The following is a 14,781-nucleotide window of genomic DNA, read 5'->3' on the forward strand; positions in this document are numbered from 1 at the left end:
GATTAGAATATATCTAATCTACGCCAAACAATTTGGCGAGAAAATACGGAAGGGGTATCCGAATGTCTAACGTACCACAAATGAAAATTGATGACCTCCGCGTCTCAATCGAAGGAAAAGAGATTGTCAAAGGTCTTAACCTAGAAATTAAAGGTGGCGAAATTCATGCCATCATGGGTCCGAACGGGACTGGTAAATCAACACTCGCATCAGCACTCATGGGCCATCCACTTTATGAGGTCACTGGGGGAAGCGTCGAATTAAACGGCGAAGATGTCCTCGAGATGGAAGTCGACGAGCGCGCACAAGCAGGGATGTTCCTTGCGATGCAGTACCCGGCTGAAATCAGCGGTGTCACAAACGCGGACTTCTTGCGTTCAGCAATCAACTCACGTCGTGAAGAAGGTCAAGAAATCTCGCTCATGAAGTTCATCCGTGAACTCGATGCGAAGATGGGGCTTCTCGAAATCCCTTCTGAAATGGCACACCGTTACTTAAACGAAGGATTCTCAGGCGGTGAGAAGAAACGTAACGAAATTCTTCAAATGATGATGATTCAACCGAACATCGCCATCTTAGATGAAATCGACTCTGGACTTGATATCGATGCTCTAAAAGTTGTCGCCAAAGGTGTAAACGAAATGCGCTCAGAAGAGTTTGGCTGCTTGATCATCACGCACTATCAACGTCTCCTCAACTATATTGAGCCAGATTTTGTACACATCATGATGGACGGGAAAATCGTCTTGTCTGGTGGTAAAGAGCTCGCACAACGACTCGAGGCAGAAGGTTACGACTGGGTGAAGCAAGAACTTGGAATGACAGTAGACACAGAAGCGTAAGGAGGCTGTACGATGACCGTACAATTTGAATTGGATGCACAAGCGTTGTCGGCACGTGCAGAAGCGCTCGGTGGACCAGCATGGATGGTCAACCGTCGTAAAGAGGCAGCAGAACTTGCGCCGACACTTGCTTTGCCAAAAGTTGAAAAGATTAAGATCGATAAGTGGGACTTCACAGCGGGAGATGTCGAACTCGAAACGAAAGACGGTTTGACAGCAGACATCGAATCACTTCTCGGAGACCACCGGACAAACGTGCTCGTTGAACGCAACGGTCATATCGTCTATAACGAATTATCGATGCCAGAAGGCGTCTTATTTATGGGAATCAAAGAAGCGATGGAGCAACATCCTGAGCTCGTTGAGAAATATTTCATGACAGAAGGCGTACGTGTCGATGAAGAGCGTCTTTCGGCGTTAAATGCTGCCCTCACAAATGGTGGTGCGTTTATCTATGTACCGAAAAACACGCAATTAAAAGATCCGCTCCAAGCGATCTTCACGATGGAACAGGCGAACGGCGCCCTCTATCACCACACGATCCTCGTCGCAGACGAAGGCAGTGAAGTGACATACATCGAAAACTTCCTTTCTGGTACGAACGAACCGCACACGGTCAACGTCGTGACGGAAGTGTTCGCTGGAGAGAACGCGAAAGTCGTCTTCGGTGGTGTCGATCAGCTCGCTGAGTCAGCACTCACGTTCATGAACCGTCGCGGTGTCGTCTATGCGAACGGTCGCCTCGATTGGGCGCTCGGTCACATGAACGACGGGAACTCGGTCGTCGAGACGAAGACTCACCTCGTCGGTGACAACACGTATTCGGATACAAAAGCTGTGACGATCGGTCGCGGTGCACAAAAACAAAACTTCAACATCCGTACCGACCACTTCGGGAAAGCATCTGAAGGGTTCATCATGATTCACGGTGTTCAAAAAGACGCAGCGACTGCGATCTTCAGCGGGACATCGATGATTCACCACGGTGCGTCAAAATCGAACGGTGTACAAACAGAGCGCGTCTTGATGCTCTCTGAAAAAGCACGTGGTGATGCCAACCCGATTCTTCTCATCGATGAAGATGACGTAATGGCAGGTCACGCAGCGTCAGTCGGTCGTGTCGATGATGTTCAATTGTACTACTTGATGAGCCGTGGATTGTCTCGCCAAGAGGCAGAGCGTTTAATCATTCACGGATTCTTGACGCCTGTCGTCGAAGAACTCGCAATCGATTCGGTCAAAGACCGTCTCCGCGAAGTCATCGAAGGGAAAGTACGTTAAGATGTTGAACGCCTCGATTCGTGAACAGTTTCCGATTTTAGATCAGGAAATCAATGGACACCCGCTCGTTTATCTTGATAGCGCGGCGAGCTCACAAAAGCCGCTCGCTGTCATCGAGGCGATCGAGGACTATTATCGTCGCAACCATTCGAACGTGCATCGTGGCGTCCATACGCTCGGGACGCAAGCGACGGATGCATATGAAGGAGCACGCGAACGCGTCCGCTCGTTCATCCATGCGGCGGTTCCTGAAGAAATCATTTTCACTCGTGGAACGACCACGGCGATCAACTTGGTCGCGTCGAGCTACGGGGATGCGAATGTCGGTGCAGGCGACGAAATCGTCCTCACTCCGATGGAACACCATGCGAACTTAATCCCGTGGCAACAACTCGCCAAGCGAAAAGGCGCAACGCTTCGATATGTCGAACTTACGCCGGATGGACGTGTCACACTCGATGCGGTTCAAGCGGTCTTATCGGATCGTACAAAAATCGTCGCGATGAGTCACGTCTCGAACGTGCTCGGTACGATCAACCCGATTGCCGAAGTCACTCGACTTGCGCATGAGTTGGGTGCCGTCATGGTCGTCGATGCCGCACAGAGTGCACCGCATCGTAAACTTGATGTCCAAGCGCTCGATTGTGATTTCCTCGCCTTTTCTGGGCATAAGATGCTCGGACCGACTGGAATCGGTGTCTTATACGGGAAGAAACAGCTTCTCAAAAACATGGAGCCGGTCGAGTTCGGTGGCGAGATGATCGATTATGTCGATTTATATGAATCGACGTGGAAAGACATCCCGTATCGCTTCGAAGCGGGTACACCGATTATCGCCGGGGCGGTCGGACTTGCGGCAGCCATCGATTTCTTAGAAGAAATCGGTCTTGAGAACGTCGAAGCACACGAACGTGAACTCGCAACTTATGCGATCGAGCAGATGAAAACGATTGAAGGGATTGAGATTTACGGTCCTGAAGATCGCGTCGGCCTCGTCACGTTCAACTTGAAGGACGTGCACGCGCACGACCTCGCGACCGTTCTCGATATGCAAGGCATCGCGGTTCGTGCCGGTCACCACTGTGCACAACCACTCATGCGTCTTTTGAAGCAATCATCGACGGCACGGGCGAGCTTCTATTTGTACAATACAAAAGAAGAAGTCGACCGCTTCATCGAAGGATTACGTCAAACGAAGGAGTATTTCAATTATGAGTTTTAATAATCTCGACATGTTGTACCGCCAGGTCATCATGGATCACTATAAAAACCCAAGAAACCGTGGCGTCATCGAAGATGGCGTGACGGTGGACTTGAACAACCCGACGTGTGGGGACTCACTTCGCCTTCAACTACAAGTCGAAGACGACATCGTCAAAGATGCGAAGTTTGAAGGGGAAGGTTGCTCCATCAGTCTCGCCTCGGCATCGATGATGACCCAAATCGTTAAAGGAAAAACAGTAGAAGAGGCGCTTCAACTCGCCAACATCTTCTCTGAAATGGTTCAAGGTAAAGAATACGACACGGATACGTTTGACCTCGGTGATATCGAGGCGCTCTCAGGCGTATCGAAATTCCCGGCTCGAATCAAGTGTGCCACGCTCGCGTGGAAAGCGCTTGAAAAAGGAGTAGACGAGGACGCGTAAGGAGAAGGAGGAGACCGATATGGCAAAGAATATGCCGGAAATTGGCGATTATAAATACGGCTTCCATGATCGGGACGTTTCGATTTTCCGTTCAGGCCGCGGCTTGACGACAGAAATCGTAGAGACGATCTCGCGCATGAAAGAAGAGCCACAATGGATGCTCGACTTCCGTTTGAAGTCGTTGGATCACTTCAACAAGATGGCGATGCCGACATGGGGCGGAGACCTCTCGGCACTTGATTTCGACGAAATCACTTACTATGTCAAACCATCTGAGAAGACAGAACGCTCATGGGACGAGGTACCGGAAGAAATCAAACGTACGTTTGACAAGCTCGGTATCCCAGAAGCAGAGCAAAAATACTTGGCCGGTGTCTCGGCTCAGTATGAGTCTGAGGTTGTCTACCACAGCATGCAAGAAGACTTCGAAGAAAGAGGCGTCATCTTCAAAGATACAGACACAGCACTCAAAGAAGACGAAGAGATCTTCAAAGAGTACTTCGGGAAGTTGATCCCGCCGACGGACAACAAGTTTTCGGCCCTCAACTCAGCTGTTTGGTCGGGTGGCTCGTTCATCTACGTACCAAAAGGCGTGAAACTCGAGCAACCGCTCCAAGCCTACTTCCGTATCAACTCGGAAAACATGGGTCAGTTCGAGCGTACGCTCATCATCGTCGACGAAGGCGCATCGGTTCATTACGTCGAAGGATGTACGGCACCGGTTTACACAACGAACTCGCTTCACTCAGCGGTCGTCGAGATCTTCGTCAACAAAGATGCATACTGCCGTTACACGACAATCCAAAACTGGGCGAACAACGTCTACAACTTGGTAACGAAGCGTGCTGTCTGTGAAGCGGGTGGATCGATGGAGTGGATCGATGGAAACATCGGATCGAAACTCACGATGAAATACCCGGCTGTCATCTTGAAAGGGGAAGGCGCACGTGGGATGACACTCTCGATCGCCCTCGCTGGTAAAGGACAGCACCAAGACGCAGGCGCGAAAATGATTCACCTCGCACCGAACACGTCGTCGTCAATCGTCTCGAAATCGATTTCGAAACAAGGCGGAAAAGTATCATACCGTGGAATCGTCCACTTCGGCCGTAAGGCGAAGGGCGCGCGCTCGAACATCGAGTGTGACACGCTCATCATGGACAACGAGTCGACGTCAGATACAATTCCGTACAACGAGATCTTGAACGATCAAGTCTCACTCGAGCACGAAGCGAAAGTCTCAAAAGTGTCAGAAGAGCAACTCTTCTACCTCATGAGCCGTGGAATCTCGGAAGAAGAAGCGACAGAAATGATCGTCATGGGCTTCATCGAGCCATTCACAAAAGAATTACCAATGGAATATGCGGTCGAAATGAACCGTCTCATCAAGTTCGAGATGGAAGGATCGATTGGATAATCGTTTAAAGGACGGACTCCTTAAAAAAAGGGGTCCGTTTTTTGTTATGTCTATCCCGTATGTAGGGTATGCTAAACAAGAGAATGATTCATGGAAAGGAAGGATTTATATGTCACATATTCTGGATAAAGATCATATTGACCCAAAAGACATCACCCGTATCGCCGTCATCGGTGCCGGTTGGGTTGGGGTCAGTTTTGCCTATCAATTATCGACGGCTGCCCTTTGTGAAGAGCTCGTCTTAATCGACTCGAACCATGCCAAGGCGGAAGGGGAGGCGATGGACCTCAATCACGGCATCTCCTTCGCCCCGACACCGGTCCGGATTTGGGCAGGTGATTACTCGGATTGTAAAGACGCAGACATTGTCGTCATCACGGCAGGGGCAGCACAAAAGCCGGGTCAGACGCGGATGGACCTCGTCGACCAAAACGCCAAGGTCGTCCGCACCGTGACAGAAGACTTGATGAAGAGCGGATTCGACGGCATCTTAGTCGTCGCTACGAATCCGGTCGATGTGATGGCGCACGTCGCCTGGAAAGCATCGGGCTTACCGAAAGAACGCGTTATCGGTTCAGGCACCGTGCTGGATACGGCACGACTCCGCTACAAACTTGGAGACTATTTCGAATTGTCATCACGGAACTGTCATGCCTACTACATGGGCGAACATGGCGATACCGGTTTTGTCGCATGGCATAACGCCCGCATCTATGGGAAGAGTATCGATGAACTGTTAGCTGAAAATGAAAAGTATCAGTTTGAACACTTGGAAGCCATCTATTCAGAGGTACGAAACGCCGCCTATCAAATCATTGAGCATAAGAACGCTGCCTACTATGCGATTGGGGTCGGTTTGCTTCGCATCATTCGGGCCATCGTGCGAAATGAAAACTCTGTCGTGACGATCGGCGCCCACTTAGACGGCGAATACGGGGCGAGTGACGTGCATATCGGCGTACCGGCCTTGATTGACCGGAGCGGTATTCGAAAGATCATCGAGATTGAATTGACGGACGAAGAACAACAGAAGTTTGATGCGTCGGTACAAGCCATCAAGGCGGGAATCGAGAAGGTCGAACCCGCATCCTAAAAAAATCCGACTGCGCGAGCAGTCGGATTGTTGGTTAAGACGCCTTTTCTTCGGCGATATCTTTTTTATAATACTTCTCTGACGTAAAGAACTCGTTCGTCAATCGTTTTACTTCACTGCTTAAAAGTAGGACGGCAATCATGTTCGGGATGAGAATCATCGCGAGCATCAAGTCGAGGAAGTTCCAGATCATCTGCGCTCCACCGATCGAACCGATGACGATGGAGACGATATAGACCGCCTTCATGACCTTACCTGCCGTCAACCCGAACAAGTACTCGGCCTGACGTGAGCCGTAAAAGATGATGACGATGATCGTCGAGAGCACGAAGAAGATGAGTGAGATCGTGACGAGTAAACTTCCTGTGTAACCGAAGTATTCGCGGAAAGCGATTGTCGTCAAGGCAGCAGGGTCTTCCATCGCACCGTCAGCCGTCCAGACACCTGAAGAGAGAACGACGAATGCGGTCGTGCTACAGATGATGAGCGTGTCGATGACGATACCGATGACCGCCCAGAACCCTTGTCGTACCGGATGGTCAGTCTGTGCGGCGGCATGAGCGATTGGTGCCGTCCCAAGACCTGCTTCATTCGAATAGAGTCCGCGGGCGAAGCCCCAACGAATCGTCTCGGCGACTGCGGCCCCAGCGAATCCACCGAACGCTGCCATTGGCTCGAACGCATAAGAGAAGATGAGACTGAGCACGTCGGGGATTTCAGACAGGTTCATCAAGACGATCACGAGTCCGGCTCCGACATAAATGAGTGCCATACCGGGTACGACGACCTCGGTCACTTTGGCGATGCGCTTCAGTCCTCCGAAGACGATGATGCCGACGAGACAAGCGATGAGAATGCCAGTGATGAGCGTATTCCCATTGAATGTTTCACGGACTGCGGAGCTAACAGCGTTTCCTTGAACCATGATACTCGGAATGAGTTCGATCATAAGCGCGAAAGCGAACCAAGTTGCGAGCCATTTCCACCGAAGTCCTTTTGCTATGTAATAGACCGGCCCCCCGACGAATTCGCCGGCATCATTTTTTTCACGATAGTGAACGGCCAACACGCTCTCTGAGAATTTGATGGCCATGCCGATGATGGCGATGACCCACATCCAAAAGATGGCACCCGGTCCCCCGAACATAATCGCTGCAGGTACACCGATGATGTTCGCGGCCCCGACTGTTGAAGAGAGGGCTGATGTCAATGCTTGTCTCGGGCTGATGTCGCCTTCACCTTTTGGTTTTTTGAAGATGCTGCCAAACGTTTGCTTGAATATGTAGATTGGATAACGAAACTGAAAGAAGCCGAGCTTGATCGTGAGGAAGACACCGGATAAGACGAGTAACGAGATGATGGGCACGCCCCAAAGCCAGTCCGAAATCGTTGTCACGAAATTAATAAAGTCATTCATAAAACCACTCCAATTCCATTATTTTACTTAAATACTGTTTCCTAAAGTAAGGACGTCTAAACATCTTTGTCAAAATGAAGGGGGAAAATAGAATGAGAGTCGTCGCTAAACATTTGATTGTATCTGGACGTGTCCAAGGAGTCGGGTTTCGGTATTTTTCACAAGAGACCGCACAACAATACGGAATCAAAGGTTGGGTTCGAAATCAAAGTGATGGGACAGTCGAACTTCATGTAGAAGGACCAGAACAAGACATTGAAGCCTTTAAAAAAGCTGTGAAAGACGGTAACCGTTTCGTCGGGGTCGAAAAGATTGAGGAGAAGGAAACAGAAAATCAAGCTTTCCGTTCGTTCGATATTAAGTATTAAGCGCTTACGACTTCCTTGTAGATTTCAGGGGAGTTTTTTTATGAAATCCACCTTTTTAAAAATTAAACCTCTAATTTTGTAGATGGGGTGGTCAAACAGTAGGAAGTGTGTATAATGAAATAGACCAAGCGATATATTGTCAGAAAATTTAGTTATTATTTTTTTGTTAAGTCGTTCGGAATATCAAGTGTATGGAGGTAGTTGTATGAAAAAATCGACATTGTTCCCGTTAGCGTTTACGATTTTTGCTTTATTCTTTGGGGCCGGGAACTTGCTGTTCCCACCAGAGCTCGGCGCCTTGGCGGGAGAAAATCTCGTACCGGCGATGATCGGGTTCGTCATTACGGGTGTCGGTTTACCGCTTCTTGCTTTGTTCGCAGTCGCTCGGGTCGGCGGTGGAACAGATCAAATTGCTCGTTATATTCCTAAACGTCTCGCACTCATCTTGACGGGATTAATGTATGTGGCCATCGGACCATTCTTCGGAATCCCGCGTACGGCCGCTGTCACGTATGAAATGGGACTCGTTCCGTTTCTCGATTCACCTTCTACTTTGACACTTGCGATGAGTTCGACCGTCTTCTTCGGGTTGACGTTCTTCTTGACGCTCCGTGCTCAAAAGTTGATTGAAGTCATCGGACGCATCATCACACCAATCCTCTTGTTCTTGCTCGCGTCGATTGGGCTCACGAACCTCATCGCACCGCTCGGAGAGCCAGGAGCTCCGGCGGCAGGATTTGAGACGTGGGTCGGTGCGCTCGGTCAAGGTTTCCAACAAGGCTATTTGACGATGGATGTATTCGGGGCCCTCGTCTTTGGGGCAATCGTCCTCGTCACGTTGAAAGCCAATGGATTGAGTGATCAAAAAGAAGCATCATCTCTTCTTCGCTCTGCAGGTATGCTTGCCGTAACCTGTTTGATGCTCGTTTACATCTCGCTCGGATCAATCGGAGCAAACATGGCGGTCGCTGAAGGGACGACGAGTGGTGCAAGCCTTCTTCAAGCGTTTGCTGGTACGTCTTACGGACAAGTCGGAATGCTTGCTCTCGGATTAGCGGTCTTCCTTGCTTGTTTGACGACAGCGGTCGGACTCATTTCAGAGTTCTCACGCTTTATCAGTAATCAGTTTGATTCACTCAAGTATCACCATGTCGTCGTTGCGACTACATTGTTCGGTTATTTAATTTCACTCGTCGGATTGGGTACGTTGATTCAAATCGCGATCCCCCTTCTCACGCTTCTCTATCCGGTCATGATTGCCCTTGTGCTCGTATCGGTGACGGAACGTCTTCAACGCAACCCTGGTGTGGCGATGAAAGCGACGATCTATACAGCCCTCGTTTTTTCAATCTTCGAAACGTGGAACGGCATCCAACCTTCTGCGGCAACAGCTTGGATCACTAGCTTGCCAATGGCGGACATTGGTCTTGCTTGGGCGGTTCCGACGATGATCGTGTATGCGATCACGCTTCTTCTTCCGAAGAGTGGAACCCAAGAATCGCTTGCACAATCACGCATCTCTTAAGTTTTGCCCATCCTTTGGTCAAGGATGGGCTTTTTTTCTGTCTTATTGTTTGCCCATACCCGAGCACAAACAGTAAAATGAAGAGATGAAAAGGGAGTGACATGCATTGACGACAAAACAAAAAAAACAATTGGCGATCCTCATGTTGAACATGTTTATCGCCGTCGCTGGATTCGGGATCATCATACCGATTATTCCGGACTACTTAAAGATGATCGGCGAAGGGGGAACGGCCGCCGGACTCATGATTTCCGTATTTGCGGGTGCCCAACTTGTCATGTCACCGATTGCCGGAAAATGGGCAGATGTTTATGGACGTCGATTGATGATTATTTTGGGTCTGATTGGATTCACGATCTCAATGGGTGTCTTTTATCTATCCGATAACTTGACGGTCCTTCTCGTGTCTCGTGCCATCGGGGGTGTCGGTGCTGCGCTATTGATTCCAGCCATTTTTGCCTATGTGGCGGATATCACGACACTGGAGCAACGAGCTCGAGGGAACAGTTATATTTCCGCGGCAATGTCGCTTGGAATCGTGGTCGGGCCAGGGATTGGTGGATTTTTTGCCGAATTCGGATTGAAGGCACCGTTGCTCGTTTCAGCCGTTGTATCCTTTATTGCCGTCATTTCTTCGATACTTCTCCTGAAAGAACCTGACCGTGCTCCATACAAGGCACCGACGGTAAAAGAGTCGTTGCCGACACAACTGGTCATGTCGACGCGAAAGCCTTATTTTTTCGTGTTGGTCATCAACTTGGTCATGGCGTTTGGACTAATGGCGTATGAATCGGTGCTTGGGCTATATGTCAGTGAGATGTTCAGTGCGACACCACAAGAGATTGCTATCATGGTGACCGGGACAGGAATTGTTAGCGTCATTGTTCAATTATTTGCAGTAGATCGTCTCGTTGAACTCTTGGGAGAGGTCAAGGTCGTGCTCGCCTTCATCGCGCTTGCTTCCTTTGGCTTTTTGTTGTCTTTATTCGCAGGGACATACATGTTGTTCTTCGCTGTAACGCTCGTCATCTTCTTATCGACCTCGATTTTACGACCGGTGTTGAATACGCTTGTTTCGAAACTGGCAGGAAATGAGCAGGGGCTCGCGATGGGGATGAACAATGCGTATATGAGTATCGGAAACATTTTAGGGCCGACTTTGGCAGGTATTGCCTTTGATATCGATATGCGCTATCCGTTCATCATGGGTCTTGTCTTATTGTTGATCACATATACAGGGACATGGAACTGGTCGAAGCGAAAGGCAGCCGCTATTTCAGAATCGTAAAGGAGGACGCTATGATTTACATTGGTGTGACGGGTTGGGGGGACCATGATCTGTTATATACAACTCCAGAAGAACGAAAACAAAAACTTTCAACGTACGCGGGTCATTTTCCGACCGTTGAAGTTGATTCGACATTTTATGCAATACAACCTGTGAAAAATTTCGAGAAGTGGGATGCTGAGACACCGGACCACTTCCAATTCATCGTGAAAGTTTCCAGGGAAATGAGCGGACACGATCGTGAACCGAAAACGCCACTAGTTGAGTTGTTTGAACGATATCGCGTTTCTGTCGACCCATTGAAAAAGTCAGGGAAATTACGAGCTGTTCTCGTTCAACTACCGCCTTGGTTCGATGTCTCAAAACCGCATCTCGATTATTTACGAACAATACGTGCCGAGCTTTCCGACTATGAGATTGCCGTCGAGTTTCGAAATCCTTCTTGGTTCTCCGAAGCGTTCCGAGACCGTACGCTTCAATTTTTAGCTGAACAACGCTTCATCAACACGATTTGTGATGAGCCCCAGACGAAAGAGAGTAGCATCCCCTTCGTACCGGTCGTGACAAATCCTGACGTCGCGGTCGTTCGATTGCATGGACGAAACACATCCGGATGGCTTAAAAAGCCGGGTATGACGAGTCAAGAATGGCGGCACGTTCGTTGTCTGTATCGGTATAGCGAGGAGGAACTTCAGGAATTGGCTGTTTCACTTCGCGAGATTGACCGTGAGGCGAAAGACGTGTATGTATACTTTAACAACAACTCGGCCGGGGATGCAGCGCCGAATGCGAAGCGTCTAATTGAAATTCTTGGGCTCGAATATGAGCTTGCACCGAGACAAATCAGTTTGTTTTAGAAAGAAGGGATGGCCGTGACGATACTTACTATTTTTCACTACAATGATCTTCACTCAAAGTTCGACCAATGGCCGAAACTTGTTTCATTTTTAGAAGAACATCGCACTGACGACACGCTGTACTTTGATTTAGGAGATCATGCCGATCGCACACATCCGGCGACTGAAGTGACGCGTGGGAAGTTGAACGTTCGATTACTTGAGCGGCTCCAACCGACGGCTGTCACCATCGGGAACAACGAAGGGATTACGTTCCCTCATGATTGGCTAGCCGAGCTGTATGACGAAGCGACATTTCCTGTTTTACTTGGAAATGTGTATGAGGGTGACGGTTCACGACCGGATTGGGTCGAGGAGACGCTCGTTCTCGAGCAAGATGATTTAAAAATCGGGTTGTTTGGTGTGACTGCTCCATATGAAGAGTTGTATCCAGAGCTCGGATGGCAAATTGAGTCGCCATTGGACGCGACGAAGCGAGCGTTGAAGCAGTTGGCGCATTGTGACGTCATCATCGCGCTCAGTCACCTCGGATTTTTTGGGGATGAGCGATTAGCTGAGATGTTTCCTGAAATCGACGTCATTCTCGGTGCACACACACATCACGTCTTAGATGAAGGTGTAACGACGAACGGTGTGCTGATCGCACAGGCAGGGAAGTATGGCAAGTATGTCGGGGAAGTCACGCTGACGATTGACGGGACGAAAGTTGTGGCAAAAGAAGCACGTCTGCACGAACTAGCACATCAATCTGATAGTCCGGATACATTGAGTTTGTTGCATACGGAAAGGGCAGAGGCCGAACGACTTCTTGACATTACAATTGCTGAAACGGACGGGTACACGTCAGATTGGTTTGGACACTCCCCTCTCAGCGATTTGCTTGTAGAAGGCATGGTCGACTGGTGTGAGGCAGACGTCGGGATTATCCCTTCCGGTGTTGTGCTAGAAGGACTTGCTCCCGGGAAAGTGACGTTGAATATGTTGCACCACATTTGTCCGCATCCAATCAACCCTTGTGTTCTGACATTAGACGGCAAAACGTTGGCACGTTTTTTACATGATGTAAACGAAGAAACGTTCACGAATATGCATGTGAGAGGTCTAGGATTCAGAGGTACCGTTCTCGGAGAACCGAGCCTCTATCAAATCGAGCAACGCGATGGACAAGTTTATGTGATGGGACAGCTCTTGGATCTGAACCGGTCATACCGCGTCGCGACGGTCGATATGTTGACATTCGGTCCGCTTCTCCCATATTTGGCAGACCAACCGAAACGATATTTCATGCCTGAGTTATTGCGGGACGTATTACGGGAAACCATTGTCGCCCGTCATGAAGTGATTCGAAAAGGATAGAGCGCATCGATGGTGACATGCTATGATAACAGAGTGGAGGTGGGAGCGATGATTCGAGTGAATCGCCACGGTTATACCGTCTTAGAAGAAAAACGAGACGGCTTCGATGAAGAAGCGTTTATCGCACGATATAGTGACGTGCTTGATAAATACGACTATATAGTAGGTGATTGGGGACATGGTCAATTGCGGTTGAAAGGATTCTATGAACCGAAATCCAAATTGGCGACGTACGAGAACCGGATTGATCACGTGATGGACTACGTATACGAATATTGTAATTTTGGTTGTCCATATTTCGTTTTGAAGAAAGAAACGGAAATCAATGAAGAAGAGAGTGGACCTGTCTTTGGTGGAACGAAGCAAAAACTGAAGTTGAAGCGGAAATTCAACAAGACAGAAGAATCAAATGCGTGAAGTGCTGAGACGTCAGCACTTTTTTTATTACAATTGATTTCCAAATATTTCGTTTAGGTAAAAAGTCGTGACTTCGAGTTTTGAGGTTGGAAAAATGTGATAAATTGTCATTAAGGATAACTACGTAGTTTTGGTTTTTAGAGTGAGGTGATTGGATGCAACATGTACAAACGACCGTCGGGGATCGGGATGACGTCCATAATCGAATTCATAACTTCGGACTCGGGATATTGGCCATGCTCTTCTTTGGTTTCCATATCATGATGACCTTCTATTTTACGGCGGCAGTCATTCTGTTTGAACTCTTTCATGTGTTGATCATCCGTCGCTTTGAATACGGCCATTCGTTCTTACGAAGCCGTGTCTTTAAAGTCGCATCACATCTTGTGTTATCACTCGGGGTGTTGCTATTGATCTTATCCATGTCTCAGTTCTTTTTAGGTAACGTGATGATTCGCTAGTCGGAAAGGGAAATTCCTTTCCCTTTTTTTATGATTTTTTGAAACGTACTTCAACCTTTTCACGTACACTATAGTAAGACTATGAAAAAGGATGGGTTACTATGAGATCTGAATGGAAACAACATGCACGGCAAGCATTGAAAGGGAAATGGTGGTTGATGGCCGGGTTGGCGCTCTTATTCCTCATCATCAATGGGATTCCGCAATGGTTTGCTCCCGAGATGGACGTCAATTCACCAGAACCGTTCACGTCGACGGACCTCACGTTAAGTTTCGTGTCGAATGTCTTGCAAATCTTGATCGCCCCACTTGCCATCGGTTGGTCATGGCTCGCACTCGGCGTATCCCGTGAAAAGGGGGCGTCGCTCTCGACGATGTTCAAGCCGTTTCAGATGCGTTATGTGAAACATGTCATTACATCGTTTGTGATGGGTGTATTCCTCGTGTTATGGACGTTATTGCTCGTCGTACCGGGAATCATCAAAGCATTCTCGTACTCGCTCACACCGTACATTTTGCGCGACCAGCCTGAACTGTCGGCACTTGAATCCATCACAGAATCACGTCGCCTCATGGACGGTCACAAGATGGAAGCATTCATGCTCTTCTTGTCCTTCTTCGGCTGGTTCCTCGTCGGGCTCTTGACACTTGGAATCGGGTTCTTCTTCATCGGACCATACTTCTCGACAACGTATGCGACATTTTACGACTCGATTCGTGACAACCATATAACTGGTGCAGACGAGCCGGTGCATGGAACAGAACAAGGATTTTAATCAAACAAACGCCTCGCTCATATTGAGCAAGGCGTTT

15 protein-coding genes are annotated in these 14,781 nt (G+C 48.7%); 14 read left to right on the forward strand and 1 reads right to left on the reverse strand.

The genetic code is table 11. The annotated features are described in order from the left end of the window. The first annotated feature begins 80 nt into the window (after positions 1 to 80). The 6 genes from sufC to P400_RS0106925 all read left to right on the forward strand — a co-directional run bounded on the left by sufC (position 81) and on the right by P400_RS0106925 (position 6,279). Complete coding sequence (gene sufC, locus P400_RS0106900; protein WP_152538896.1) at positions 81 to 842, forward strand: Fe-S cluster assembly ATPase SufC; 762 nt, start codon at positions 81 to 83, stop codon at positions 840 to 842. A 12-nt stretch (positions 843 to 854) separates the two neighbouring features. Continuing rightward, positions 855 to 2,123, forward strand: coding sequence for a Fe-S cluster assembly protein SufD (sufD, locus tag P400_RS0106905; RefSeq protein WP_026825485.1), 1,269 nt, complete (start codon positions 855 to 857; stop codon positions 2,121 to 2,123). Between the two features lies 1 nt (position 2,124). Further along, entirely contained in the window at positions 2,125 to 3,345 is a 1,221-nt protein-coding gene (locus tag P400_RS0106910) for a cysteine desulfurase (RefSeq protein WP_026825486.1), read from the forward strand. Next, positions 3,335 to 3,769, forward strand: a complete 435-nt coding sequence (sufU, locus tag P400_RS0106915) for a Fe-S cluster assembly sulfur transfer protein SufU (RefSeq protein ID WP_026825487.1) — start codon at positions 3,335 to 3,337, stop codon at positions 3,767 to 3,769. The genes P400_RS0106910 and sufU overlap by 11 nt, the downstream gene beginning before the upstream one ends. A gap of 19 nt (positions 3,770 to 3,788) precedes the next feature. Then, complete coding sequence (sufB, locus tag P400_RS0106920; RefSeq protein ID WP_026825488.1) at positions 3,789 to 5,186, forward strand: Fe-S cluster assembly protein SufB; 1,398 nt, start codon at positions 3,789 to 3,791, stop codon at positions 5,184 to 5,186. Between the two features lie 109 nt (positions 5,187 to 5,295). After that, positions 5,296 to 6,279 (forward strand): L-lactate dehydrogenase, encoded by a 984-nt coding sequence (locus P400_RS0106925; RefSeq protein WP_051545962.1) that lies wholly within the window; start codon positions 5,296 to 5,298, stop codon positions 6,277 to 6,279. 34 nt (positions 6,280 to 6,313) lie between these two features. On the opposite strand, the gene P400_RS0106930 is transcribed toward P400_RS0106925, so the two are convergent. Beyond that, positions 6,314 to 7,696 carry an alanine/glycine:cation symporter family protein gene (locus P400_RS0106930; protein ID WP_026825490.1) on the reverse strand — a complete coding sequence of 461 codons (1,383 nt, stop codon included), beginning with the start codon at positions 7,694 to 7,696 and terminating at the stop codon, positions 6,314 to 6,316. A gap of 92 nt (positions 7,697 to 7,788) precedes the next feature. On the opposite strand from P400_RS0106930, the gene P400_RS0106935 reads away from it, so the two are divergent. From P400_RS0106935 to P400_RS0106970, 8 genes are all read left to right on the forward strand, one after another. Then, positions 7,789 to 8,064, forward strand: coding sequence for an acylphosphatase (locus P400_RS0106935; protein WP_026825491.1), 276 nt, complete (start codon positions 7,789 to 7,791; stop codon positions 8,062 to 8,064). A 205-nt stretch (positions 8,065 to 8,269) separates the two neighbouring features. After that, positions 8,270 to 9,589 (forward strand): branched-chain amino acid transport system II carrier protein, encoded by a 1,320-nt coding sequence (gene brnQ, locus P400_RS0106940; RefSeq protein WP_026825492.1) that lies wholly within the window; start codon positions 8,270 to 8,272, stop codon positions 9,587 to 9,589. Positions 9,590 to 9,695: 106 nt separating this feature from the next. Continuing rightward, positions 9,696 to 10,877: an MFS transporter gene (locus P400_RS0106945; RefSeq protein ID WP_026825493.1), complete on the forward strand. Its 1,182-nt coding sequence runs from the start codon at positions 9,696 to 9,698 to the stop codon at positions 10,875 to 10,877. A gap of 11 nt (positions 10,878 to 10,888) precedes the next feature. Further along, positions 10,889 to 11,734, forward strand: coding sequence for a DUF72 domain-containing protein (locus tag P400_RS0106950; protein WP_026825494.1), 846 nt, complete (start codon positions 10,889 to 10,891; stop codon positions 11,732 to 11,734). Positions 11,735 to 11,743: 9 nt separating this feature from the next. Then, on the forward strand, positions 11,744 to 13,090 hold the full coding sequence (locus P400_RS0106955) for a bifunctional metallophosphatase/5'-nucleotidase (RefSeq protein ID WP_026825495.1): 1,347 nt from the start codon (positions 11,744 to 11,746) through the stop codon (positions 13,088 to 13,090). Positions 13,091 to 13,138: 48 nt separating this feature from the next. Then, positions 13,139 to 13,507 (forward strand): YutD family protein, encoded by a 369-nt coding sequence (locus tag P400_RS0106960; protein ID WP_026825496.1) that lies wholly within the window; start codon positions 13,139 to 13,141, stop codon positions 13,505 to 13,507. A gap of 155 nt (positions 13,508 to 13,662) precedes the next feature. Then, positions 13,663 to 13,968 carry a hypothetical protein gene (locus tag P400_RS0106965; protein ID WP_026825497.1) on the forward strand — a complete coding sequence of 102 codons (306 nt, stop codon included), beginning with the start codon at positions 13,663 to 13,665 and terminating at the stop codon, positions 13,966 to 13,968. A 101-nt stretch (positions 13,969 to 14,069) separates the two neighbouring features. Next, positions 14,070 to 14,744 carry a DUF975 family protein gene (locus tag P400_RS0106970; RefSeq protein WP_026825498.1) on the forward strand — a complete coding sequence of 225 codons (675 nt, stop codon included), beginning with the start codon at positions 14,070 to 14,072 and terminating at the stop codon, positions 14,742 to 14,744. Positions 14,745 to 14,781 lie beyond the last annotated feature (37 nt).

This window comes from Exiguobacterium marinum DSM 16307 (assembly GCF_000620845.1).
GTDB classification, from domain to species: Bacteria; Bacillota; Bacilli; order Exiguobacteriales; family Exiguobacteriaceae; genus Exiguobacterium; species Exiguobacterium marinum.